Origin of the sequence: Castellaniella sp., assembly GCF_034675845.1 — a bacterium.
Lineage (GTDB): Bacteria > Pseudomonadota > Gammaproteobacteria > Burkholderiales > Burkholderiaceae_B > Castellaniella.
Genome location: NZ_JAUCCU010000002.1, coordinates 431,708 through 455,721 on the forward strand (window position 1 = coordinate 431,708; position 24,014 = coordinate 455,721).

The 24,014-nt window shown below is 58.4% G+C and carries 14 protein-coding genes, 2 tRNA genes and 3 rRNA genes; 15 read left to right on the forward strand and 4 right to left on the reverse strand.

Annotation, left to right across the window (positions count from 1 at the left end; genetic code table 11):
* Nucleotides 1-4 precede the first annotated feature (4 nt).
* Genes dnaE through VDP81_RS13620 form a run of 8 tightly spaced genes read left to right on the forward strand, consistent with a single transcriptional unit; the run spans nucleotide 5 to nucleotide 10,521 of the window.
* The gene (gene dnaE / locus VDP81_RS13585; RefSeq protein WP_323012602.1) at nucleotides 5-3,484 is read left to right on the forward strand and encodes a DNA polymerase III subunit alpha; all 3,480 of its coding nucleotides are present in this window, start codon (nucleotides 5-7) and stop codon (nucleotides 3,482-3,484) included.
* Nucleotides 3,481-4,578: a glycosyltransferase family 4 protein gene (locus VDP81_RS13590; protein ID WP_323012603.1), complete on the forward strand. Its 1,098-nt coding sequence runs from the start codon at nucleotides 3,481-3,483 to the stop codon at nucleotides 4,576-4,578. Before dnaE ends, VDP81_RS13590 begins: the two co-directional genes overlap by 4 nt.
* Complete coding sequence (locus VDP81_RS13595) at nucleotides 4,575-5,420, forward strand: polysaccharide deacetylase family protein (RefSeq protein ID WP_323012604.1); 846 nt, start codon at nucleotides 4,575-4,577, stop codon at nucleotides 5,418-5,420. Before VDP81_RS13590 ends, VDP81_RS13595 begins: the two co-directional genes overlap by 4 nt.
* Nucleotides 5,410-6,204 carry a glycosyltransferase family 2 protein gene (locus VDP81_RS13600; RefSeq protein WP_323012605.1) on the forward strand — a complete coding sequence of 265 codons (795 nt, stop codon included), beginning with the start codon at nucleotides 5,410-5,412 and terminating at the stop codon, nucleotides 6,202-6,204. Before VDP81_RS13595 ends, VDP81_RS13600 begins: the two co-directional genes overlap by 11 nt.
* Nucleotides 6,201-7,328: a glycosyltransferase family 4 protein gene (locus VDP81_RS13605; RefSeq protein WP_323012606.1), complete on the forward strand. Its 1,128-nt coding sequence runs from the start codon at nucleotides 6,201-6,203 to the stop codon at nucleotides 7,326-7,328. Before VDP81_RS13600 ends, VDP81_RS13605 begins: the two co-directional genes overlap by 4 nt.
* A gap of 54 nt (nucleotides 7,329-7,382) precedes the next feature.
* The gene (locus tag VDP81_RS13610; protein WP_323012607.1) at nucleotides 7,383-8,597 is read left to right on the forward strand and encodes an O-antigen ligase family protein; all 1,215 of its coding nucleotides are present in this window, start codon (nucleotides 7,383-7,385) and stop codon (nucleotides 8,595-8,597) included.
* Nucleotides 8,594-9,331, forward strand: a complete 738-nt coding sequence (locus VDP81_RS13615; protein ID WP_323012608.1) for a polysaccharide deacetylase family protein — start codon at nucleotides 8,594-8,596, stop codon at nucleotides 9,329-9,331. Before VDP81_RS13610 ends, VDP81_RS13615 begins: the two co-directional genes overlap by 4 nt.
* Nucleotides 9,328-10,521: a glycosyltransferase family 4 protein gene (locus VDP81_RS13620; RefSeq protein ID WP_322997375.1), complete on the forward strand. Its 1,194-nt coding sequence runs from the start codon at nucleotides 9,328-9,330 to the stop codon at nucleotides 10,519-10,521. The genes VDP81_RS13615 and VDP81_RS13620 overlap by 4 nt, the downstream gene beginning before the upstream one ends.
* Before the next feature lie 11 nt (nucleotides 10,522-10,532).
* Here the strand turns inward: VDP81_RS13620 and VDP81_RS13625 are convergent, their stop codons facing one another.
* Both VDP81_RS13625 and VDP81_RS13630 read right to left on the reverse strand, forming a co-directional pair.
* Entirely contained in the window at nucleotides 10,533-11,297 is a 765-nt protein-coding gene (locus VDP81_RS13625; protein WP_323012609.1) for a YdcF family protein, read from the reverse strand.
* Nucleotides 11,294-12,208, reverse strand: a complete 915-nt coding sequence (locus tag VDP81_RS13630) for a glycosyltransferase family 9 protein (RefSeq protein ID WP_323012763.1) — start codon at nucleotides 12,206-12,208, stop codon at nucleotides 11,294-11,296. The genes VDP81_RS13625 and VDP81_RS13630 overlap by 4 nt, the downstream gene beginning before the upstream one ends.
* Nucleotides 12,209-12,360: 152 nt before the next feature.
* On the opposite strand from VDP81_RS13630, the gene msbA reads away from it, so the two are divergent.
* Together msbA and VDP81_RS13640 are read left to right on the forward strand one after the other, a co-directional pair.
* Complete coding sequence (msbA, locus tag VDP81_RS13635) at nucleotides 12,361-14,148, forward strand: lipid A export permease/ATP-binding protein MsbA (RefSeq protein ID WP_322997377.1); 1,788 nt, start codon at nucleotides 12,361-12,363, stop codon at nucleotides 14,146-14,148.
* Nucleotides 14,149-14,224: 76 nt separating this feature from the next.
* Entirely contained in the window at nucleotides 14,225-14,662 is a 438-nt protein-coding gene (locus VDP81_RS13640) for a hypothetical protein (RefSeq protein ID WP_322997378.1), read from the forward strand.
* Between the two features lie 7 nt (nucleotides 14,663-14,669).
* On the opposite strand, the gene rng is transcribed toward VDP81_RS13640, so the two are convergent.
* Nucleotides 14,670-16,145: a ribonuclease G gene (gene rng / locus VDP81_RS13645; RefSeq protein WP_323012610.1), complete on the reverse strand. Its 1,476-nt coding sequence runs from the start codon at nucleotides 16,143-16,145 to the stop codon at nucleotides 14,670-14,672.
* A gap of 756 nt (nucleotides 16,146-16,901) precedes the next feature.
* Between rng and VDP81_RS13650 the strand changes: the two genes are divergently transcribed.
* From VDP81_RS13650 to rrf, 5 genes are all read left to right on the forward strand, one after another.
* Nucleotides 16,902-18,444, forward strand: a 16S ribosomal RNA gene (locus VDP81_RS13650).
* A 117-nt stretch (nucleotides 18,445-18,561) separates the two neighbouring features.
* Nucleotides 18,562-18,638, forward strand: a tRNA-Ile gene (locus VDP81_RS13655).
* A 27-nt stretch (nucleotides 18,639-18,665) separates the two neighbouring features.
* Nucleotides 18,666-18,741 (forward strand) — tRNA-Ala (locus VDP81_RS13660).
* A 320-nt stretch (nucleotides 18,742-19,061) separates the two neighbouring features.
* Nucleotides 19,062-22,035: ribosomal RNA gene (locus VDP81_RS13665) — 23S ribosomal RNA — on the forward strand.
* Nucleotides 22,036-22,266: 231 nt separating this feature from the next.
* Nucleotides 22,267-22,379, forward strand: a 5S ribosomal RNA gene (gene rrf / locus VDP81_RS13670).
* The 16S, 23S and 5S rRNA genes sit together here with 2 tRNA genes alongside, the layout of an rRNA operon.
* 141 nt (nucleotides 22,380-22,520) lie before the next feature.
* On the opposite strand, the gene VDP81_RS13675 is transcribed toward rrf, so the two are convergent.
* Complete coding sequence (locus VDP81_RS13675) at nucleotides 22,521-23,978, reverse strand: Nramp family divalent metal transporter (RefSeq protein ID WP_323012611.1); 1,458 nt, start codon at nucleotides 23,976-23,978, stop codon at nucleotides 22,521-22,523.
* Between the last annotated feature and the right edge of the window lie 36 nt (nucleotides 23,979-24,014).

Here is a 24,014-nt window from a genome sequence, read left to right on the forward strand (position 1 = left end):
ATCCATGACGATGTCCCCTGAATCTCCCTTGTTTGTTCACCTGCGCAGCCATTCCGAATTTTCGGTGGTGGATGGCATTGCCCGTATTCCTGATTTGATCAATCAGGCCAAGGCCTTTGGCCAGCCAGCCATGGCCATTACCGACCTGTGCAACCTGTTTGGCTGGGTCAAGTTCTATAAAACCGCCCGCAAGGCCGGCATCAAGCCTATCGTGGGCGCTGATGTCTGGCTGGAAAATACCCAGGATGTCGATAAGCCTTTTCGTATTTTGCTGCTGGCGACCGATCATGCCGCCTATTTGGCGCTGTGCGAATTACTAAGCCGCGCCTGGATCGACAACAGCAGTCGTGGCCGGGCGGAAATCCGGCGCGAATGGCTGATCGGCCACACGGGTCTGATTATTCTATCGGGCGGCCGGGCAGGGGATGTCGGTCAGGCCCTGGAAGCAGGCCGTCTTGACGAGGCCCGTCGTTTGGCTCGCCTGTGGGCGGCTGATTTTCCAGGTAATTATTTCATCGAACTGCAGCGCGCCGGGTTCGACGGCGATGAAGTCTATGTGCAGGCAGCCTTGCGGCTGGCGGCCGATTGTGGCTTGCCGGTGGTCGCCACACACCCCATTCAGTTCATTGCGGCGGATGATTTTCGCGCCCACGAGGCCCGGGTCTGCATCGCCGATGGCGAATTGCTGGGCAACCCACGCCGGATCAAACGCTTCACGCCGGATCAATACCTGACCGACAGCAGCGACATGGCCCAGCGCTTTGCCGATGTGCCGTCGGCCCTGAGCAATACCGTACGGATTGCCCAGCGCTGCAATCTGAGCCTGACTCTGGGTCACCCAGAGCTGCCCCTGTTTCCTACCCCCGATGGCGTCACGCTGGATGACTACATGGTGCGGTTGGCCAACGAAGGCCTGCAGCGCCGCATGTTGCAGCTGTATGACGACCCCGCCGAGCGTGCGCAGCAGATGCCTGCCTACCAGGAGCGCCTGGATCTCGAATGCCAGACCATCGTCGGCATGGGCTTTCCGGGGTACTTCCTGATCGTGCAGGACTTCATCAACTGGGGCAAGGGCCATGGCGTGCCGGTTGGCCCTGGGCGTGGTTCGGGGGCGGGTTCGCTGGTGGCCTATAGCCTGGGCATCACCGATCTGGACCCCTTGTGCTACGACTTGCTGTTCGAGCGCTTCCTGAATCCCGAACGCGTGTCCATGCCTGACTTTGACATCGATTTTTGTCAGGACAACCGCGAACGCGTGATTGAGTACGTCAAGGAAAAATACGGGCGCGATGCCGTCAGCCAGATCGCCACCTTTGGCACCTTGGGGGCCAAGGCGGTCGTGCGCGATGTAGGGCGGGTGCTGGAAATGCCCTATAGCGTGTGCGACAACCTCTCGAAGATGATTCCCTTCAATCCAGCGGACCCCTGGTCGCTGGAACGCACCTTGGCCAACGAGCCCGCGTTTCGCGAGCGTTACGACACGGACGAAGAAATCCGCGCCCTGATCGACCTGGCGCGTCCTTTGGAAGGCCTGACACGCAATATCGGCATGCACGCTGGCGGCGTGATCATTGCGCGCGGAAAACTCACGGATTACACCCCGCTGTATTGCCAGCCTGGCAACGAAACCAGCGTGGTATCGCAATATGACAAGAACGACGTGGAAGACGTCGGTCTGGTCAAGTTCGACTTTCTGGGGCTGCGTAATCTGACCATCCTGGATTGGGCCGTGCGCTATGTGCGCGAGTTCAATCCGGACCAGCGCGACTTCGACATCATGAGTCTGCCGCTGGATGATGCCGCCACCTACGCCTTGCTGTCTTCGGCCAACACCACGGCGGTGTTCCAGCTGGAATCCCGCGGCATGAAAGAGCTGCTGAAAAGCATGCAGCCCAATACCTTTGAAGACGTGATCGCCTTGTTGGCCCTGTTTCGTCCAGGACCGCTGGAATCCGGCATGGTGGTCGATTTCGTCAATCGCAAGCACGGTCGGGCCGAAGTCGATTATTTCCATCCTGACCTGGAACCTGTGCTGAAAAGCACTTATGGCGTCATCGTCTACCAGGAACAGGTGATGCTGATCTCGCAGATCATCGGGGGTTACTCGCTGGGCGGGGCGGATTTACTGCGTCGCGCCATGGGTAAGAAAAAGCCCGAGGAAATGGCCAAGCACCGGGTTGTCTTCCAGGAAGGCGCGGTCAAGAAAGGCTACGATGCCGACTTGGCCGCCCACCTGTTCGACCTGATGGAGAAGTTCGCCGGTTATGGCTTCAATAAAAGTCATTCGGCCGCCTATGCCCTGATTTCCTATCAGACAGCCTGGCTGAAGCACTATCATCCCGCCGAGTTTCTGGCGGCCACCATGCTGTCGGATATGGACGATACCGACAAGGTCCAGATCTTCTGGCGCGACGCCGTGGATAACGGCGTGGCCGTCTTGCCGCCCGATGTGAATGCTTCTGGCTATCGCTTTGCGCCGGTGGCCGACGAACATACCGCCCAGGGCCGCCCGCCACGCACGATTCGCTATGGCCTGGGCGGGGTCAAAGGCACAGGCCAGGGCGCGGTCGAAGCTATTTTAGCGGCCCGCCAGGCGGGTGGCCCCTTTGCCAGTCTGTTTGATTTTTGTGCCCGGGTCGACCGCCATGCCGTCAACCGGCGCACCATCGAGGCCCTGATCCGGGCAGGGGCCTTCGATCTGCTTGAGGACAACCGTGCCGCCTTGCTGGCAACCCTGGGCAGTGCCATCGAGGCTGCCGAGCAGGCTGAACGCAATGCCAATCAGGGCTCGCTGTTCGACAATGACTCCGATCAACTGGTGGCGGGCGAACTTGCGCGTGTCACTCCTTGGGATCTGCAGACCTACCTGACCGAGGAAAAAGCCGCCCTGGGATTTTATTTCAGCGGTCATCTATTCGAGGCCTGGCGCGATGAGATCCGCCGGGTCGCCCCGACGCCGTTGGCGCGGCTGGCACCATCACGGGGCCAGCAGTGGTTGGCGGGGGTATTGGCCGCCGTGCGCCCGCGCATGACCAAGCGCGGCAAAATGCTGTATGCCTTGCTGGATGATGGTACGGCGCAGATTGAAATCGCCATTTTCAACGAACTGTACGAACAGTACCGGCTTAGTCTGAAGGAAGATCGTCCTTTGGTGATTCAGGGGCGGGTCAGTCACGACGAATATTCCGGCGGATTGCGGGTTTCTGCGGACGATTTATACGATTTGCAGCGCGTGCGCGAGACCCGCGCCCGCAGCCTGCGCCTGTCGGTGCCTGCTGAACTCGATCTTGTGCGCCTGACCGCGCTGCTGGCACCCTGGCGCTCGGTGGATGCGGGGGTGCCGGTCGAACTCTCCTTGCAGCGTGCCGGCTTTGCCTGCCAGCTGCGCCTGGGGGAAGATTGGCGAGTCCGCATGGATGATGCGCTGATCGCCAGTGCCCGCCAGTGGCTGTCCTATGATCAGGTCGAGGTCTTTTACGGATGAGTCCATTACGCATTCTGCACTCAGAGGCTGCCACTGGTTTTGGCGGCCAAGAGAACCGGATTTTCAAGGAAATGTGCGCCATGCGGGCGGCTGGCCACCACCTGGAGGCCCTGTGCCAGCCACACGCCCGTCTGACCCAGCGTTTGCGTGACGAAGGCTTTCAGGTGCACACGATGTTGATGGATGGTCCGCGCAATTATTTCGCGGGATTGCTGAAGGTGCGTCGTATTCTCCGTCAAGGTCGCTTTGATGTGCTCAATACCCACAGCCGACGCGATACCATGCTGGCGGGGGCGGCTGCTCGTCTGGCCGGCACGCCGCTGATCGTACGAACGCGCCATCTTGCCGTGCGCCCGGGCTCATTATTGTCTTATACCGTGGTGCCGCACTGTGTTACCACGGTCAGCGATCACGTGCGCCAGTTGTTGCTGGATCGGGGGGCGCCGCCGAACCGGGTGGCGACGGTCTATTCTCCGATCCCTTTGCCGCCCCGCGTCGAACACTCCAGCCTGCGTCAGGAACTGGATTTGCCGGATGGTGCCATCGTGGTGGGCTGCGTGGCCGTCATGCGCGCTAAAAAAGGCCATCGGGCACTGATTGATGCCATGGCCGGTTTGCTGCAGCGGCCCGATGTGTTTCTGGTGCTGGTGGGCGATGGCTCTCCAACCCTCGAAGAACTGCAGGCTTACGTACAGTCGCTGGGCCTGCAAAATAAAATCCTGTTCACCGGACGCCGCCAGGATATCCCCAATGTTCTGGCAGGGTTTGACCTGTTTGCCCTGGCCACCGAGCAAGAAGCTTCGGGCACCGTATTCGTCGAGGCTGCCGCCGCCGGACTGCCGGTCATCGGCACCGATGTGGGCGGCGTTGCCGAGATGATGCAAGATGGCATCAGCGGGATTCTGGTGCCGCTGCATGACACGGCGGCCCTGGCTCAGGCATTGCAGTCCCTGGTCGATGATCCGGCGCGCCGTCGGGCCATGGGTCAGGCGGGCTTGCAGACGGTTCGGGGGACGGATCGGTTTACCTTAGAAGGCCTGGTCCGCCAGACCGAGCAATGCTATATAAGGTGGCTACAGGAGCGACAGCCATGAGTTCAAGACGCACGGTGCCTGTGCTGATGTACCACCATGTCACCCCGGCAGGTGGGGCCATCAACGTCACCCCCGCGCATTTCCGGGATCAACTGGCATGGCTGAAGCAGCACGGCTATCGCAGCCTCACGTGTGCGCAGTTTGCTGCACACCTGGCGGGCGCTCCGGCCCCCGCGCGTTCTGTGCTGATTACCTTTGATGACGGCTATCTGGATAACTACGTACACGCCTGGCCTTTGCTGCGTGAGTTCGGCTTTCATGCCGTCATTTTTCTGGTCACCAGTTGGGTGAGGGACGGCCCTGCCCGGCATGCCGCAACCGGGCAGGGGGACGCTTTGCCAGAAACCCCCGATCACGCCATTTGCACCCGAAAGGTCACTGAGGGGCAGGCCGGCGATATCGCCTTGCGCTGGTCCGAGATTGCCCTGATGCAGGCCGATGACGTATGTGAATTCCATAGCCATACGCATACGCATACCCGATGGGACAAACAAGACCCCGCCACCAAAAACATCCGTATGCTTGAAGAACTGAGCCAGTCGCGCGCCTGTTTGCAAGAGCATCTGGGCAGCGTATCGGATCACCTGTGCTGGCCCCAAGGCTATTTTGATGCGGATTATGTACGGATCGCTCGGGATGTCGGGTTTTCTCACTTGTATACCACGCGGGCCTTTGGCCAAAATCGCCCTGGCGCCGATCCGGCGTCGATCTTTCGCTTTGCCGTGCGTAATACCAGTGGGGCATCGATGGGTCGTCGCATCCAGGTGGCTGCCAGCCCGATCATCGGGCCGGCCTTCAATGCCTGGAAACGCTGGAAGCGCGGCCAGCACTATGCCGGTTGACCGTATGGATACCGTACGGCTGTCCGTCATCATCATCACCAAAAACGAGGCTGCCCATATTGGTGCCTGCCTGGATACCTTGGGTTTTGCCGATGAAATCATCGTGCTGGATTCCGGCAGCACCGATGCCACGGGCGACATCGTGCGTCAGCATGGGGCGATCTGGCATCAAAGCCCGGATTGGCCGGGCTTTGGCCCCCAGAAAAATCGTGCCCTGGATCTGGCCTCGGGCGATTGGGTGCTGTCGATCGATGCCGACGAGCGGGTAACGCCCGAATTGGCGGATCATATTCAGCAGGTTCTGCAGGCGCCAACGGCAGACGCTTACCGGATTGCGCGCCTGTCCAATTTTTGTGGCCGCTGGATCAAGCATAGCGGCTGGTGGCCGGATCATGTCGTGCGTCTTTTTCGTCGGCAGGCCGGGCGCTTCACCGATGCCGCCGTGCACGAACGCGTGCAAGTGCAGGGCAATCTTGGCACATTGCCGGGGCATTTTCTGCACTATCCTTATGCCACGCTGGAAGTCTTCATCGACAAGATTAACCGCTACTCTGCCGAGGCCGCCCGCATGGCTTACGATCAGGGTCGCCGCACGACCTTGCTGGGTCCTTTCGCCCATGGATTCTGGACATTTTTTCGCCATTATGTGCTGCGGCTGGGCATGCTGGATGGTTGGCAGGGCCTGATGCTGGCGGGGATGGCAGGTACCGGCAGCTTTTATCGCTACGTTAAACTCTATTGCCTGCAGCGCCAGGCCAGCGCAACGGATCGGGCCGTATCATGAAAATCCTCTACACCAATTTTCACCCCCGTAATGGTGGCGGCCACGCGAACTATATCGCCAACCTCGCGCGCAGCTTCCAGGGCGAACACCAGATTGCCGTCGCTTCTCCCAGCACCAGCCGACTGTATGCCATGGCCAGCGATATTCCGGGTGTGCAATGTCTGGATGTGACATTCAATACGCGCCCCGCCGCCATGAGCGCTGAGGTCCTCACCCTGCGTTTGCTGTTGCGCGATGGCCAGTTCGACCTGATTCATGTAAACGGTTCCGCCGATCATCGCCAGGCCATGCTGGCCCGCGTGGGCTTGCGCAATCGGCCGCGTATTATCTGGACCAAACACAATACCGTGCCGATCCGCAGCATGGGCAATTACATCCGCGCCCAAATGGGCACGGATGGTGCGATCGGCGTCAGCGATTTTGTCAGCAGCCTGTTGCTGGATTCCAGCTTTTCACGCTGCCCGATCCGAACCATCCATCATGGGGTGGATACCAATCGCTTTCGTCCGGTGACCGCAGCCCGGGCACAGGCCTTGCGCCAGCAGTTCATGGGCGACTTGCCGGCGGATACCCTGGTGCTGGCCAGCGTGGGCGGCACAGATCGCGACAAGGGCTGGATTTATCTGGCCCAGGCCATTGCAAAGCTACCGATCTCGTTGCGCGCCCGAGTGCGCCTGCTGGTGGCCGGAGATCCCTTGCGTGGCCAGTTGCAGCAGGACTTCAGCCGCCTTGGGGTTGGCACCAGCGTCGTGTTTCCGGGGCTGGTAGAGCGTCCGGAGCTTGTGCTGGCAGCAGCAGATATAGGGTTTGTGCTGTCTTTGCACGAGGCATTTTCCTTCGCGGCGGCGGAATCTCTGTCCACTGGCCTGCCTACGCTGGTCTCCAATGCAGGCGGCCTGCCGGAGGTCGTGCGCGATGGGGTCGATGGCTGGGTTGTGCCTGCGGGCAATGTGGATGCGGTTCATGCCTGGCTGCGCCAGCGCCTGTCCGAACCCATTTCTTCCGTAATGTCTCAGGCAGCCCGAAAGCACGCAGAAAAATCATTTTCCCTGCGGGGCTTTGCCCAGCGCACCATGGATTTCTATCAGCAAATCTGCCACACAAACCCCCGTTCGTCCTACTAAACCTGGGCAACTGTCACCATGCTGGAAAAATCGCTCGTATTTGTGGTGGGGCTGATGCCTCTACTGATCATGACTGGCCAGACCCTGCCCAGTCCGGCTTTCTATTTACTGCTGCTGTGCAGCCTGGCCGTCCTGGTTCAATACCGCGGCCACCCCTTGCATGGTTTTTATCAAAAATACCGGGTGACCCTGCTGTGTCTGGCGGCGCCCGCCCTGGCCGTCCTGTTTTCTTCGATGGTGAATGCCAAGCTTGCAGGGCCGGACTTAGAGGCCGCCTTGCGCTTCTTGCTGGGGTTCTGGATTTTGGGGCTGGCCTTTACCCGGATCAATCCGGCCGTGCTTGGCAAAGCATTATGCGGCTTCATGCTGGCGGCGCTAGTGGCCAGCCTCATCATTATTGTTCTGGCGCTCGCCAGCCCGTTGCGCCCGGACACGCCGGCCTATAACGCCGTGGGCTATGGCAGTCTGACCGGGCTCTTGATGGCGCTGGTGGCTTTTTCCCTGCCCTGGCGGCTCAGCCCCTGGCCACGCGCCGAATCGATGACCAAGCTCGTGTTGGTCGGGTTGGGGCTGCTGGCGGTGATTCTGGTGCAGACACGCACTGCCTTGCTGGCCTTTCCCATCTTCATTGTGGTGGCCTGCCTGCTTTATATGAAACCGCACAGACGTGTCAGGGCCTTAGTGCTGGCCGTGGGCATGGCGGTGCTGCTATCCGCAGTGTTTGCTGCCAACGGCACCTGGCGTCAGCGGGTGGTGGATGCCTACCAAGAAGCCGTCACTTGCTCAGGCGATCAAAGCACCGCTGATACCTCCATTTGCATCCGTTTGCAGCTTTGGCGGGCGTCTTTGGATATGCTGGCACAGCGGCCTGTGGCAGGCATGGGTTCCAAGCGTTATTTCAACGATTATCTCAATCAAGAATCCCTGCCTGCCGGTGTGGTGTCGCCGTCGGTTGCCGAGGGCTGGGGTGAGCCGCATAATGACATCATGCTGGCACTGACCAGCTATGGCGTGCCGGGGGGGATCGCCCTGCTATTGGTGTTTTTGGGACCAGCCGGCTTGTTTCTCCGCCGCCTGGCTTTTCATCATCCAGCCCAGGCCAGGGCGGCTGCCGCGATGGGCTTGTCGCTGACCCTGGGGTTTTTGGTGTTTGGCCTGACTGAAACCATGTTCCGAGGGATGCGCACCATAGGGTTTTATTCCATGTCACTGGCCTTATTCATGATTTTGTCTGATCCTGATCGATATGCACGGTCTGCGCGCCCATGATTCCGATCCTTATGTACCATCAGATCGATCAGCCACAGCCCAGGGGCACGCCTTATCGTGGCCTGACTGTCCACCCCCGAGACTTCCGCCGCCAAATGCTCTGGCTGCGTCGACTGGGCTATCGCGGCCTGTCGATGTCCCAGCTCATGCCCTATCTGGCCGGTGAAAAGCACGGCAAGGTCTTTGGGATTACGTTTGATGATGGCTATCAGAATGTGCTGGACCATGCGGTGCCTGTCCTCGAAGACTGCGGTTTTCATGCCACCAACTATTTTGTGGTCCGCCAATTGGGGGGCAGCAATGTCTGGGATCACGCCGAAGGCGTGCCTTCAGCGGCGCTTATGGGTACGGCTGGCCTGCGCGCCTGGGTCGATGCGGGCCACGAAGTCGGTTCGCACACGCTCAATCACCCGGTTCTGCCGCGCCTGTCTCCCCAGTTGGCCATCAACGAAATTCGCGACTCCCGCGATGCCCTCGAACAGATCAGCGGCAGTCCGGTGACGGCTTTTTGCTACCCCTATGGGAAATACACGCCTGCGCTGGCCGAACAGGTGCAGGCTGCCGGGTACCTCAGTGCCACCACAACGGCGCGTGGTCTGGCGCGCGTGCCTGACCACGCCTACGCCTTGCCCCGGGTGGCGGTAATGCGCTCGACTCTGCTGGTGCGCTTCTTGCAGAAGTGCCTGACGCCGCTCGAAGACCGCAAACGTCGGGCAGCAGAGGCGCGTGCATGATGCACGCCGCCGATATGCCACCAGTGACGGCGCAGCCGCCAACCGCCCCCTTGTCGATCGCCTTCGTGGTCGATCGTTTTGGCAATCGTTTCGGGGGGGCGGAGGCCTATGGTGTCGCGTTGATGCGTGAATTTTGCGCGATGGGACATCAGATCACCGTCTTTGCCAGGGAATATGACCCCGCCTGCGATCTGCAGTTGCCGTTTCATCCGATTCGCATCGGCCGCCACTGGCCCAGTTGGATTCGCGTCTGGTTATTTGCACGTCGTGCCGCGCGGGCCACAAGCCGAGGCTACGATATTGTGCACTCGCATATGAATGGCTGGTGTGGCGATATCGAGGTCGTCCATGTCACTCCCGTGCGCTATCGTTGGCGCGTGCAGCCCATGGCGTGGCTAAAACGCGCCTTGTCTTTCATCAGTCCCCGGGTACAGACTTATCTGGGGCTGGAAGCCCGCCGAGTGGCGCCGCGTCCGGGCCACCGGGTCGTGGCGGTATCCCATCTGATCGCCCATCAGTTGGCGGGGGCCTATGGTTTTTTCCCCGGCCAGATTCCGGTGATTGCCCCTGGGGTTGCCACAGAACCCCCGGTCGGCCCCGATCAACGCCGCCAGGCCCGTCAGGATCTCGATTTGCCCGCCACGGGTACGCTTTGTCTGTTGGTGGCTCGAAATCCCATGCGCAAGGGCCTGCCGACCGTGCTGTCGGCCTTGTCGCGCTTGCCTGACGATGTGCTGTTGCTGGTGGTGGGGGCCAATGCCGCTGCGCGCGACTGTGTGGCCCTGGCGCCCGAAGCTGTGCGTCAACGAGTCCATCTGATTTCAGAGACCTCGCTGGTGGCACCTTACTATCGGGCGGCTGACCTCTACGTGCATCCCACCTTGAATGATAGTTTTGGCATGGCCCCTCTGGAAGCCATGTCTTTTGGCCTGCCCGTGGTGCTGAGTCCCGCCCCCTGGTGCGGTTTTGCCCAATATGTCCAGGATCAGCAAGAAGCCCTGATCCTGAGCCACCCGGAACGCGCCGATGAACTGGCCCAGGCCATCCAGCGTTTGCGCTCGGATGTGGCCTTGCGGGCCAGGCTGCAGGACGGCATGCAGGCCGTCCTGGCCCGTCATGCCTGGCCGCAGGTCGCCCGGCAGTATCTGGCCCTGTATCAGGCCGTCCAGGCCGAACGTCCCGCACGCTGATCCTTTGCGCGTCAGGCCCAGCCGCGCAGCCAATACACCAGTATCCCCAGGTATTCCTTCACGATGGAGCGGCTGGCCTGCAACGCGCGCAGGTCGGGCAACCAAAAAGAAAAATTGGGCTCGGCGGGCACGACGATCTGAGGGGGAGAGGGGGCCGGAACGGGATTCAACCCCTGCTTCTGGAAGCTGGCCATGGCGCGGGGCATGTGCAGCGCCGAAGTCACCAGCAAAAACTGTTGTATGCCATGTTCGCGCAGGATGGCTGCGCTATAGACTGCATTTTGGTAGGTGGTCAGGCTGTGGTCTTCCTGAATGATGGCGTTGGCGGGCACCCCATCGCGCTCCAGCGCCTGGGCCATCATGCTGGCTTCACTGGCGCCGCCATCCAGGGCTGCTCCTGAGACGACAATCAGTGGCGCTCGCCCCGCCGCGTAAAGTTTGGCGGCGGTTTCCGTGCGCGGGATGGTGCTTTGGCGATCATATTCCTCGAACCAGTTTTGTCGGCTGTTGGCGGTATTGCCCCCCAGGACCACGATGGCCTGGGTGGTCGGCAGGTCTGCTGGGGCGGTGTACGGGTAGCGTTGCTCCAGCAGACCGCCCGCCCAGAGCGAGGATGTCGGCAAGGACCAGAACACAAGCCAGGCCAGGGCGCTCAGTGTCAAAATAGCGGCAGTCTTGCGCCAGCGCGTAATGAACAGGATCACAGCCACTAGCAGCAGGGTGATGGATAAGTTCAGTGGGATGACCAGATTGGCCAGGAATTCGGGCAAGCTCATGCGTCGGAGCCGATATCCAGGGTTTCCAGGGCTTGGGTCAGGACTTCGGCGGTGCTGGGCCATGCGCCGAGCCGACCCATGCGCAAGGCTTGATTGGACCAGGGGCCGGTGCGGGCCGCGTCGGTGACCCCGAACAAGGTGATTTGCCGGGCCTGAGCGGCTGCAGCCAGGTGCGATACGCCGGAATCATTGCAGATGACCAGTCTGGCCAGCCGGGTCAGTGCCGCGAACGCCCCCAGTCCAAGGGGGGGCAGGCACAGGGCTGTCGGCGCCGCCAGTCGGGCGGCGTCTTGTTCGGCTGCCGGGGGGGCCATCACCACCTGCAGGCCACGAGCCTGCAGCGCCTGCGTCAGGCTGTCGAATCCTGGCCAGGTTTTGATCTGACCCTTGTGCAGGCCGACTGCGGTCGGCGCAATCAGGATAAAGTCGTGTGCAGCCAGGCCAGCAGCCGAAAGAGCCTGGGCCGCCTGGGATTCGTGCGGGATGGCTGCCTGCCATTGCAGTTCTGGGCTGGGCTCGGGGCTGGTAACGGGCAGTTGCCAGCGCGTCAGCGCAAAGCGGCTGAGGAAATGCCAGGACTGCACCGCATGCAACTGGGTTTTTGGTTTGCGGCAGGGCCAGCGCAAAATCAGGCTGCGGCCATCATCGCGATAGCCTGCGCACGGGATGCCTGCGAAACGAAAGGCCAGGGCGCTGGAAAGAGAATCCGGCAACAGCAGGCCGTAGGGGCGTTTGGCGGCGGATTGCTTCAGGTGCTGGCGCACGCAGGCGCGGTCGGCCCGCCAGTTCCCCCGCATGGGTACAAAACCGGCCAGCGGGTAGGCTGCCAGCAGGTCTTGAGCCCAGGGGCGGGCGCAGACCACGACAGGGATATCGGCCTGCAGCAACAGGTCCAGGCTGGGTAGGCTCATGCAGACATCGCCCACCCAGTTGGGCAGGCGCACATACAGGGCGGGGCGGGTGGCAGGTGTCAACGCGATCAGCTCCAACGACCCGCTGCGGACCAGCGCCGGCAACGGGCTAAAATGCGTGATTCCCAACAGTATATAAGAGAGTGTGCCGGTTGAAACCCGATTCCGAACAGCTGACCGATAGTCGCCCGGTGCGGCGTGCGCTCTGGCATCAAATCTACACCCGTTTGGGCAAAGATTGGAAAATCGGCGTGCTGGCCCTGGTGCTGCTCAGCGTCGCCTCGGCCACCCAGCCCTTGCTGGCAGTCATCATGAAGCCTTTGCTGGACGAGGGCTTCACCGGCGCCCAGCCGTCCTATATCTGGTCCATTCCGCTGGCGGTGGTGGGCTTGATGTTGTTGCGCGGTATCGCGACGTTCGGGGGCACTTACCTGATGTCCTGGGTGGCCAACAACATGCTGCTGGGCTTGCGCCACGATATGTTCGAGCGTCTGTTGGCCATGTCCGACGAGACTTTTCGTGCGCGTGACCGAGGGCGCTTGCTGAATCGCTTCACCATCGACGCAGGTAACGTCAGCGGCCTGTCCACCGAGGTCATCCGGGTCATTGTGCGCGAATCCCTCACGGTGGTGGCTTTGCTGGGGGTGCTGCTCTACATGTCGTGGCAGCTCACCCTCATTGTGCTGGTGATGCTGCCCTTGTCGGTGGTGACGGGGCGCTATTTTGTGCGCCGGCTGCGGCGCATCAATCGCGACACCATCAATATGAATGCCGAACTCACCCGCGTGGTCTCCGAAGGGATTGCCGGGCAGCGCGTCATCAAGCTTTTCGATGGCTATGGCCGCGAGCGCAAACGATTTGCCTACGTCAATGCCCGGCTGCGGCGGTTTGCGATGCGGGCGGCCAGCGCCGATTCAGCCATGTCGCCGATTTCCCAGTTCTTTGTGGGCTTGTCAGTCGCCATCGTTGTGGCCGTGGCTTTGTATCAGGCCAACCACCAGGGCTTGACCGTCGGCAGTTTTGCCGCCTTCATGGCCGCTTTGGGCCAGATATTTGACCCCCTCAAGCGCCTCACCAATATCGCGGGTGCCTCTCAGCGCATGCTGGTCTCGGCAGAAAGCGTTTTTGCGCTGATCGACGAGCCTGTTGAATCCGACACGGGGGGGCAGCAGATCACGGGTCGCGTCTCGGGGCAGGTAGAGTTTCGCCAGGTCACGCACCGCTTTCCCGATGCTGCGCGCAATACGCTGGATGGGGTGTCGTTGTCTGTTGCCGCCGGCCAGACGGTTGCCTTGGTGGGACGCTCGGGCAGCGGCAAGACTACTCTGGCCAATATGCTGCCGCGCTTTATTCAGCCAAGCAGCGGCCAGATTCTGATCGACGGCATGGATATCAGTGATTTGCAGCTGCGCGCCTTGCGTTCACAGCTTTCCTTGGTCAGCCAGGACGTGGTCATGTTCGAGGGCACGATTGCCGAAAATGTCGCTTATGGCGTGCTGGAAGATGTCCCGGAAGACCGAGTCCGCGCGGCCCTGGATGCCGCCAGCCTGCTGGATTTTGTCGATAGTTTGCCCGAGGGCCTGCATACCCAGGTCGGCAGCAATGCCAATGCCTTGTCCGGTGGCCAGCGTCAGCGCCTGGCCATTGCCCGAGCCCTGATCAAGGATGCGCCCATCTTGATTCTGGACGAAGCGACCTCGGCCCTGGACAACGAGGCTGAGCGCCAGGTACAGGCCTCGCTAGAGCGCCTGATGGCCGGGCGCACCACGCTGGTGATTGCCCACCGCCTCAGCACCGTTCAGAAAGCCGATTGCATTATCGTTTTGGACCAGGGGCAGATAGTCGAGCAGGGCAACCATGCCAGCCTGCTTGCCCAAGGTGGTCTGTATGCCAACCTGTACCGTTTGCAATTCCAGGATACTGCTACGCCAGACGGTTGAATATTAGCCCCACGCCCACTGAAGAAGGTGTTTATCGACCTTCTCGAATGCCTCAAAATCCCACGAAGGAGTGTCGATGAAAATTTTTTATGCCCTGAGCGCCGTGCTGCTGCTGTCCGCTTGTGCCAGTCAGCCCACAGGACTGACGGTCGATCAACTGGAGACTAGCCCCTATCTGCTCACCGAGCGCCGCCGCCTGCCGATTGATTTTCCCGCCATTCAGCAGAACCTGTTTCGCCATGCCGCGCTATGTGGCCAGACCTATACCTTCGAGATGCTGCCGCGCGAATCCGCATTTGGGCGCGTGGTATACCGGCCTACGCCGGATGCGGGCTGGGCCGACAGCGTGGTTCTCAGCCTGACGCTGCTGCATGACCGCAGCACCAACGTCAAGGCCTACAGCTATTATTCCGGACAGATGGACCGGGTCCACCAGATGCTGACCGCCATGATGAAGCCTGCGGCCTGCCAGGCGGATACCAGTTGGGAAAACAAGCTGGACGTAGAGGACTAAGCCTCGGTCACATCAAGACCAGATCGTATTGTTCTTGGGCATAGCCGACTTCCACCGTCAATGAAATTGGCTTGCCAATGAAGTCGCCCAGCATCGCCAGATGCTGGCTTTCTTCTTCCAGGAACAAATCGATCACCGACTGCGCGGCAATCACGCGGAACTCCTTGGGATCGAATTGCCGCGCTTCGCGCAGGATTTCGCGCAGGATCTCGTAGCAGAGGGTGCGGGGGGTGCGTACCGAGCCGCGCGACTGGCAAGTAGGGCAGGGCTCGCACAGCTGGTGCGCCAATGAATCCCGGGTGCGCTTGCGCGTCATTTCCACCAGCCCCAGCTGACTGAAGCCGCTGACCGTCACGCGGGTACGGTCATAGGACAGAGCCTTGTGTAGCTCGGCCAGTACGGATGCCTGATGGTCCGAGTCATCCATATCAATGAAATCCAGCACAATGATGCCGCCCAGATTGCGCAGCCGCAATTGCCGGGCAATCGTCACGGCCGCTTCCAGATTGGTCTTGAAGATGGTGTCATCGAAATTGCGCCCACCCACATAACCCCCGGTATTGACGTCCACGGTCGTCAATGCTTCGGTTTGGTCAATAATCAGATAACCACCAGATTTCAGGTCTACCCGACGAGACAGCGCCCGTGAGATTTCCTCGTCTACGTTGGCGGTATCGAACAAAGGCCTGTTGCCGTGATAATGATGGATGCGATCTGTGACAGATGGGGTGTAGCGTTCAGCCCAGCTTCTGAGCTCTTGGGTGACAGAACGCGAATCCACCGTAATGGACCCGGTCTCCGGGCCGACCATGTCACGCAGCACCCGTTGCGCCAGGGTCAGTTCGGTATAAACCACCGAGGAGGCCGGCACCTGGCGGATTCGGATCTGGATGTTCGCCCATAAAGTGCGCAGATAATTCATGTCGGCCGCCAGCTCGATGTCGCTGGCACCTTCGGCCTGGGTGCGCACGATATAGCCGCCCGTCTCATCGTCCAGACACAACGCAACCAGGCGGTCGCGCAGCGCCGTACGTTCGGCTTCCTTGTCAATGCGCTGGGATACCCCAATGTGGGGTTCGTGTGGCAGGTAGACCAGCATGCGCCCCGCGATGCTGATGTGGGTGGATAGGCGCGCGCCCTTGGTGCCGATGGGGTCCTTGATCACCTGCACCAATAAAGATTGCCCCTCGAACAGCAGCTTTTCAATCGGCGTCTGCGGGGTGTGGTCGCCACTATTGCGGCTATGGCGGTTTTGGCGCAAGTCCGCCACATGGATAAAGGCAGCACGTTCCAGGCCGATATCCACGAATGCACTTTGCATGCCTGGCAGCACACGGGCCACCCGGCCCAGGTACAGGTTGCCTACATGGCCGCGCTGGATGCTGCGCTCTATGTGTAATTCCTGGACCACTCCCTGCACCGTCAGGGCGACTCTGGTTTCAAAAGGAGTAACGTTAATGAGGATGTCTTCGCTGTGGTTCATGCCGCAACCTGGCTGATCTGATGGAATGGCCCGCACGGCAGCGCATCCAATGCAGATGCCTCTGTAGTACGACGAGGCCGCCAAGCGCAGCCTTCCCACCAGTGTATGAGAAAAACCTCAAAGGCCTGCCGGAAGACCCATTTGCACAACTCAAAAAAACCGTGCTATAGTTCGACCTCTTCGCCGCCAGGCACCCAGGGGTTAACCCTGAATTCACCGGGTAACACCGATGGATAGCCAGGCAGGAAAGCCAGAGTTTGCAGGCTAAAGCCCGATTCAGGATTTCCCGCTGACGACGAAGATTCGGTCTAGGCCGAATGCGGTAGGGCTTGACGTTGAAACTTAAATGTGTTTTAATTCTGGCCTTCGACGAGAAGATGGAGTCTTTTTGTCGAGCAGCGGCAGGATGTGGTTTAGGCAAGCGGAATCGCGAACTTATACCTTCCCGGGTCAGTGGCTTGACAGGAAATAAAAACTGCTTCATAATCTCGTTTCTCTGCTTCTGGCAGATTTGTTCTTTAAAAACTTAACAGCCGATAAGTGTGGGCGCTGGGTAACAAGCAGCATGGCCCGACGCGGATTTGGTTCTCACGAACCGGTCCTGTGTTGGAAATGCAAACAAGTTATACCAAGTGCTCGCACAGATAGAAATGAAGAAGTAAGGTTAACACCAAGCTTTGTCATTTCTTTTGAGTGATGCAAGCGAACCGTAGCTTTCTGTCTATTTATAGACAAGGAACTACGATTACAGGAATTGAACTGAAGAGTTTGATCCTGGCTCAGATTGAACGCTAGCGGGATGCTTTACACATGCAAGTCGAACGGCAGCACGAAGGAAGCTTGCTTTCTTTGGTGGCGAGTGGCGAACGGGTGAGTAATATATCGGAACGTGCCCAGTAGCGGGGGATAACTGGCCGAAAGGTCAGCTAATACCGCATACGCCCTACGGGGGAAAGGGGGGGATCGCAAGACCTCTCACTATTGGAGCGGCCGATATCAGATTAGCTAGTTGGTGGGGTAAAGGCCTACCAAGGCATCGATCTGTAGCTGGTTTGAGAGGACGACCAGCCACACTGGGACTGAGACACGGCCCAGACTCCTACGGGAGGCAGCAGTGGGGAATTTTGGACAATGGGGGAAACCCTGATCCAGCCATCCCGCGTGTGCGATGAAGGCCTTCGGGTTGTAAAGCACTTTTGGCAGGGAAGAAACGGCCTGGGATAATACCCTGGGCTAATGACGGTACCTGCAGAATAAGCACCGGCTAACTACGTGCCAGCAGCCGCGGTAATACGTAGGGTGCAAGCGTTAATCGGAATTACTGGGCGTAAAGCGTGCGCAGGCGGTTCGGAAAGAAAGGTGTGAAATCCCGGGGCTTAACCTCGGAACTGCACTTTTAACTACCGGGCTAGAGTACGTCAGAGGGGGGTAGAATTCCACGTGTAGCAGTGAAATGCGTAGATATGTGGAGGAATACCGATGGCGAAGGCAGCCCCCTGGGATGATACTGACGCTCATGCACGAAAGCGTGGGGAGCAAACAGGATTAGATACCCTGGTAGTCCACGCCCTAAACGATGTCAACTAGCTGTTGGGGTTTATTAACCTTAGTAGCGCAGCTAACGCGTGAAGTTGACCGCCTGGGGAGTACGGTCGCAAGATTAAAACTCAAAGGAATTGACGGGGACCCGCACAAGCGGTGGATGATGTGGATTAATTCGATGCAACGCGAAAAACCTTACCTACCCTTGACATGTCTGGAAGATTCAAGAGATTGAATTGTGCTCGCAAGAGAACCGGAACACAGGTGCTGCATGGCTGTCGTCAGCTCGTGTCGTGAGATGTTGGGTTAAGTCCCGCAACGAGCGCAACCCTTGTCATTAGTTGCTACATTCAGTTGAGCACTCTAGTGAGACTGCCGGTGACAAACCGGAGGAAGGTGGGGATGACGTCAAGTCCTCATGGCCCTTATGGGTAGGGCTTCACACGTCATACAATGGTCGGGACAGAGGGATGCCAAACCGCGAGGTGGAGCCAATCTCAGAAACCCGATCGTAGTCCGGATCGCAGTCTGCAACTCGACTGCGTGAAGTCGGAATCGCTAGTAATCGCGGATCAGAATGTCGCGGTGAATACGTTCCCGGGTCTTGTACACACCGCCCGTCACACCATGGGAGTGGGTTTCACCAGAAGTAGGTAGCCTAACCGCAAGGGGGGCGCTTACCACGGTGGGATTCATGACTGGGGTGAAGTCGTAACAAGGTAGCCGTATCGGAAGGTGCGGCTGGATCACCTCCTTTAAGAGCAAGCCACTGTGCTTGTTGTCATAGCGTCCACGCTTATCGGCTGTTTGTTTAGTAACATGGTCTGAAGTCCAAGCACTGCAGTCAACGCAGACGGCAGTGGTCACGACTAGGGGGTCAGTAGCTCAGTCGGTTAGAGCACCGTCTTGATAAGGCGGGGGTCGATGGTTCGAATCCATCTTGACCCACCACGGTTTTTTGGCGATAGGCTTAAAAACGGGGGATTAGCTCAGCTGGGAGAGCACCTGCTTTGCAAGCAGGGGGTCGTCGGTTCGATCCCGTCATCCTCCACCAGGCGCTCAGTCAAGAATGGCTTGATATTCAATCAGGCGATTGTTGACTGGGTTTCATCTTCGGGTTTTTGCCCGAGTGGGAATTCAGTAGCATTACCATGTTCTTTAACAATCTGGAAGAAGCACAACAAATGTAAATATCATGATCGACTTAATTGTCGTGATGGGTAATTTACGGGTTGTGATTGCAAAATCAATTGTTCAAAAGTTCTAAGATTCAAGCAACATTGTGTTCTTCGGGATGCAAGGTTGATGAGCCTTTAATGGAATTGAACGGCACAAACACGCGAACTCAAATTCCTATAACCTGCAAAGTTATAGGATCAAGCGAATAAGTGCATATGGTGGATGCCTTGGCGATTACAGGCGACGAAGGACGTTGTAGCCTGCGAAAAGCTGCGGGGAGCTGGCAAACAAGCTTTGATCCGCAGATGTCCGAATGGGGAAACCCACGCTAGCAATAGCGTACCGTGTAGTGAATACATAGCTGCACGGAGCGAACCGGGTGAACTGAAACATCTCAGTAGCTCGAGGAAAAGAAATCAACCGAGATTCCGGAAGTAGCGGCGAGCGAAACCGGAAGAGCCGTGACGAGATAGCACTTCAAATAGTCGAATGGTCTGGAAAGGCCAGCCGTAGCATGGTGATAGCCCTGTAGACGAAATTTGGAGTGTGAGACTAGGCGTCAGACAAGTAGGGCGGGACACGTGAAATCCTGTCTGAAGATGGGGGGACCATCCTCCAAGGCTAAATACTCGTAATCGACCGATAGTGAACCAGTACCGTGAGGGAAAGGCGAAAAGAACCCCGGAAGGGGAGTGAAATAGATCCTGAAACCGTATGCATACAAACAGTAGGAGCCCCCCTTTAAGGGCTTTCGGTGCGGCGCAGCCGCATCAAAAGATCATAGGCTGAAGCAGATCCCGAGCGGATTTGTAGAGAGTCCTTAAAGGGGGGTGACTGCGTACCTTTTGTATAATGGGTCAGCGACTTACATTCAGTGGCAAGCTTAACCGAATAGGGAAGGCGTAGCGAAAGCGAGTCCGAATAGGGCGAATTAGTCGCTGGGTGTAGACCCGAAACCAGGCGATCTATCCATGGTCAGGTTGAAGGCACGGTAACACGTGCTGGAGGACCGAACCCACTAATGTTGAAAAATTAGGGGATGAACTGTGGATAGGGGTGAAAGGCTAAACAAGCCTGGAGATAGCTGGTTCTCTCCGAAAACTATTTAGGTAGTGCCTCACATGATTACTGCCGGGGGTAGAGCACTGTTATAGCTAGGGGGTCATGGCGACTTACCAACCTATGGCAAACTCCGAATACCGGCAAGTACAGTGTGGGAGACAGAGCACCGGGTGCTAACGTCCGGACTCAAGAGGGAAACAACCCAGACCGCCAGCTAAGGTCCCTAAAACGGGCTAAGTGGGAAACGAAGTGGGAAGGCATAGACAGTCAGGAGGTTGGCTTAGAAGCAGCCATCCTTTAAAGAAAGCGTAATAGCTCACTGATCGAGTCGTCCTGCGCGGAAGATGTAACGGGGCTAAGCCAGTTACCGAAGCTGCGGGTGTGCGCCACTGGGCGCACGCGGTAGGAGAGCGTTCTGTAAGCCTGCGAAGGTGGATCGAGAGGTCTGCTGGAGGTATCAGAAGTGCGAATGCTGACATGAGTAGCGATAAAGGGGGTGAAAAGCCCCCTCGCCGTAAGTCCAAGGTTTCCTGCGCAACGTTCATCGGCGCAGGGTGAGTCGGCCCCTAAGGCGAGGCAGAGATGCGTAGCTGATGGGAAGCTGGTTAATATTCCAGCACCGTCGTGAGATGCGATGGGGGGACGGATGGCTGCAAGATCATCGGGGTGTTGGATGTCCCCGTTGCTGCATCATAGAAGGCGCTTAGGCAAATCCGGGCGCGTAATTCAAGGGTGTGGGTGAACAGGAACTTCGGTTCCTGGACTGATCGGAAGTTGTCCCAGGAAAAGCCTCTAAGCTTCAGTCTCACGAGACCGTACCGCAAACCGACACAGGTGGACGGGATGAATATTCCAAGGCGCTTGAGAGAACTCAGGAGAAGGAACTCGGCAAATTGATACCGTAACTTCGGGAGAAGGTATGCCCTGGTAGTGTGAGGTGCCTGCGCACTGAGCATGAAGGGGCCGCAGTGAATCGGTGGCTGCGACTGTTTATTAAAAACACAGCACTCTGCCAAGACGAAAGTCGACGTATAGGGTGTGACGCCTGCCCGGTGCCGGAAGGTTAAGTGATGGGGTGCAAGCTCTTGATCGAAGCCCCGGTAAACGGCGGCCGTAACTATAACGGTCCTAAGGTAGCGAAATTCCTTGTCGGGTAAGTTCCGACCTGCACGAATGGCGTAACGATGGCCACACTGTCTCCTCCTGAGACTCAGCGAAGTTGAAATGTTTGTGATGATGCAATCTACCCGCGGCTAGACGGAAAGACCCCATGAACCTTTACTGTAGCTTTGCATTGGATTGTGAACCGGCCTGTGTAGGATAGGTGGGAGGCGTTGAAACTGTGTCGCTAGATGCAGTGGAGCCAACCTTGAAATACCACCCTGGTCTGTTTGCGGTTCTAACCTTGGCCCGTTATCCGGGTTGGGGACAGTGCATGGTGGGCAGTTTGACTGGGGCGGTCTCCTCCTAAAGTGTAACGGAGGAGTACGAAGGTACGCTAGGTACGGTCGGAAATCGTGCTGATAGTGCAATGGCATAAGCGTGCTTGACTGTGAGACTGACAAGTCGAACAGGTGCGAAAGCAGGTCATAGTGATCCGGTGGTTCTGTATGGAAGGGCCATCGCTCAACGGATAAAAGGTACTCTGGGGATAACAGGCTGATACCGCCCAAGAGTTCATATCGACGGCGGTGTTTGGCACCTCGATGTCGGCTCATCTCATCCTGGGGCTGTAGCCGGTCCCAAGGGTATGGCTGTTCGCCATTTAAAGAGGTACGTGAGCTGGGTTTAAAACGTCGTGAGACAGTTTGGTCCCTATCTGCCGTGGGCGTTGGATACTTGACGGAGCCTGCTCCTAGTACGAGAGGACCGGAGTGGACGCACCGCTGGTGTATCGGTTGTCATGCCAATGGCATTGCCGAGTAGCTACGTGCGGAAGAGATAAGCGCTGAAGGCATCTAAGCGCGAAACTCGTCTGAAGATTAGGTATCCCGGGGGCTTGACCCCCCTGAAGGGTCGTCCGAGACCAGGACGTTGATAGGCTGGGTGTGGAAGCGCAGTAATGCGTGCAGCTAACCAGTACTAATTGCCCGTGCGGCTTGATCCTATAACCTTGCAGGTTAGCCAAAGGCTTGCCTGTATGAGAATAGTGAATCGTGTGTAAAGCCCAATTCAATTCGAACGCAACAAACAATCGTACAAAACAACCCGTGCAAAGCAGGCCTAAAACCTGCTACACTGCGCCGCTGTCAAATCGACACGCCGCACAGCAATGCACAGTGTGCTTCTTCCAAATTCGTGCGCTAGTCCTTAAAAAACTAGCACACAACCAGTTATGCTTGACGACCATAGCAAGGTGGCCCCACTCCTTCCCATCCCGAACAGGACAGTGAAACGCCTTCGCGCCGATGATAGTGGGTGGACACCTGTGAAAGTAGGTCATCGTCAGGCTTTTATTCCGCAAAACCCCTGCAGCTTATCCGCTGCAGGGGTTTTGTCTTTGTGCGTCCGGCCCGGTACGACGAATCATGCTTCCGTGGCCCGACCAATGCGGCAGAGGGGCAGTCTACAAAGGCTGCCTCCCATGCCGATTTAGAACAGTTTGCCGAACTGGTTGATCAACAGGTAGATGGAAAATCCGCCGTAGAACACCACTGCCCAGAGTATCGCCACGAAACGCACGCCGGCCAGGCCGATTGCGCGAGGCAGCATGCAGCGATTCAGTTGAATCAGCAAGACTGAATAAACAAACATGACCAGGCCGTTCAGTGCCGATGCAATCACCAGCAATAGCAGCGGCTGGCTGACGCCCGAGAGCAGGATGACGGAGCCAAAAACCACCATCAGCCAGACCACCAGGAAATACAGGCGGCTTTCGGTCCAGGTCTTGCTGTCGCGCAGCCAATTGGCCTTGGCGATGTCCGCCACGATGCGGCCTATCATGTCCAGTACGGTCAGGTTGGTGGACAGCAGCACCACCACACCAGTCAGCCAGAACGCGGGGCCGCCCCAGCTGCCGACCCTTTCGTTCAAGGTCTCGCCCAGCAGTCGCACGAAGTCGAAATTCTGGGCTTTGCTGCCGACGCCTACGTAGGTATATGCCAGCATCATGAACAGGACGATGGCCAGCAGGCCCAGCACAAAGAAGGTGATGAACTGCTCGCGATCCGCAACCCGCCACCAAGCACGCCAGCGGCGCATATTGGCTTCGTCCTGGGGAAAGAAGTGGCCAATGGAAGCACCAGTGGTTTCTTCTCCGGTGATCGGGGATACGATTTTTGGCAGCAAGGCCCCCATGCCCATGCCTTTATCACGCACCCAGTTGGACTGAGCCAGGTTCATGACCCCTCCGGCGCCTGCAAATGCAATGGCCCCCAGCAACAGGGCAATGGGCAGCTCGCCGATGGCGTCTGGGATCTTGGGGACTTCGGAGGTGAAGCCCGCAAACAGCGCAGACCAGGAGTCTCCGGTGAGCAGTCCGAAGATGATGTACAGCATGAACAGGACAATCAAGGCCACCAGGAAAAACTGGATTTTTTCGACTGTCCGGTAAACCACCGGAGAGACGGTCAGAATGATTCCGATCAAGACCAGCGAGGCGATGGTGATTGGCACAATTGAACCTTCCGACAGGCCGAAGGCATAGGTCAGGGCCGTGGAACTGCCAGTTGCCCAGCCTGGCCACATCCAGGGGATGACCGCCATGATGATGAACAGCCAGCTCCAGGGTTTCCAGAGGCGCGTGAACCCCGTGACGGCGGTTTCGCCCGTGGCCAGCGTATAGCGGGTAATCTCCATGTTCAGGAAATACTGGGTCAGGATGCCGATGGTGGCCAGCCATACCAGCGCCATCCCGGTTTGGGTGGAAATATAGGGCCATAAAACGAATTCACCTGAACCGATGGACCCGGCCAAGAGCAATACGCTGGGGCCAATGACCTTTTTAAGTGATAAGGGCTCTGGGAGATCGCGATAGGTGACGGGGGGGAGATTGCCGCTGCGTATTTCGGGGGCGGGAGTGGATGCAGAATTGACAACAGGGTCTACCATGTGCAATGCCTCTATGATCAGACGTTTGCAAAGGTG

Bases quoted from the DNA above. Each gene is read 5' to 3' on its own strand.
- VDP81_RS13600 (WP_323012605.1), top strand. From the start codon at position 5,410: ATGCCGGTTGACCGTATGGATACCGTACGGCTGTCCGTCATCATCATC.
- VDP81_RS13605 (WP_323012606.1), top strand. From the start codon at position 6,201: ATGAAAATCCTCTACACCAATTTTCACCCCCGTAATGGTGGCGGCCAC.
- VDP81_RS13640 (WP_322997378.1), top strand. From the start codon at position 14,225: ATGAAAATTTTTTATGCCCTGAGCGCCGTGCTGCTGCTGTCCGCTTGT.
- VDP81_RS13675 (WP_323012611.1), bottom strand. From the start codon at position 23,978: ATGGTAGACCCTGTTGTCAATTCTGCATCCACTCCCGCCCCCGAAATA.
- VDP81_RS13590 (WP_323012603.1), top strand. From the start codon at position 3,481: ATGAGTCCATTACGCATTCTGCACTCAGAGGCTGCCACTGGTTTTGGC.
- VDP81_RS13625 (WP_323012609.1), bottom strand. From the start codon at position 11,297: ATGAGCTTGCCCGAATTCCTGGCCAATCTGGTCATCCCACTGAACTTA.
- VDP81_RS13610 (WP_323012607.1), top strand. From the start codon at position 7,383: ATGCCTCTACTGATCATGACTGGCCAGACCCTGCCCAGTCCGGCTTTC.
- VDP81_RS13630 (WP_323012763.1), bottom strand. From the start codon at position 12,208: ATGAGCCTACCCAGCCTGGACCTGTTGCTGCAGGCCGATATCCCTGTC.
- dnaE (WP_323012602.1), top strand. From the start codon at position 5: ATGACGATGTCCCCTGAATCTCCCTTGTTTGTTCACCTGCGCAGCCAT.
- VDP81_RS13615 (WP_323012608.1), top strand. From the start codon at position 8,594: ATGATTCCGATCCTTATGTACCATCAGATCGATCAGCCACAGCCCAGG.
- rng (WP_323012610.1), bottom strand. From the start codon at position 16,145: ATGAACCACAGCGAAGACATCCTCATTAACGTTACTCCTTTTGAAACC.
- VDP81_RS13620 (WP_322997375.1), top strand. From the start codon at position 9,328: ATGATGCACGCCGCCGATATGCCACCAGTGACGGCGCAGCCGCCAACC.
- VDP81_RS13595 (WP_323012604.1), top strand. From the start codon at position 4,575: ATGAGTTCAAGACGCACGGTGCCTGTGCTGATGTACCACCATGTCACC.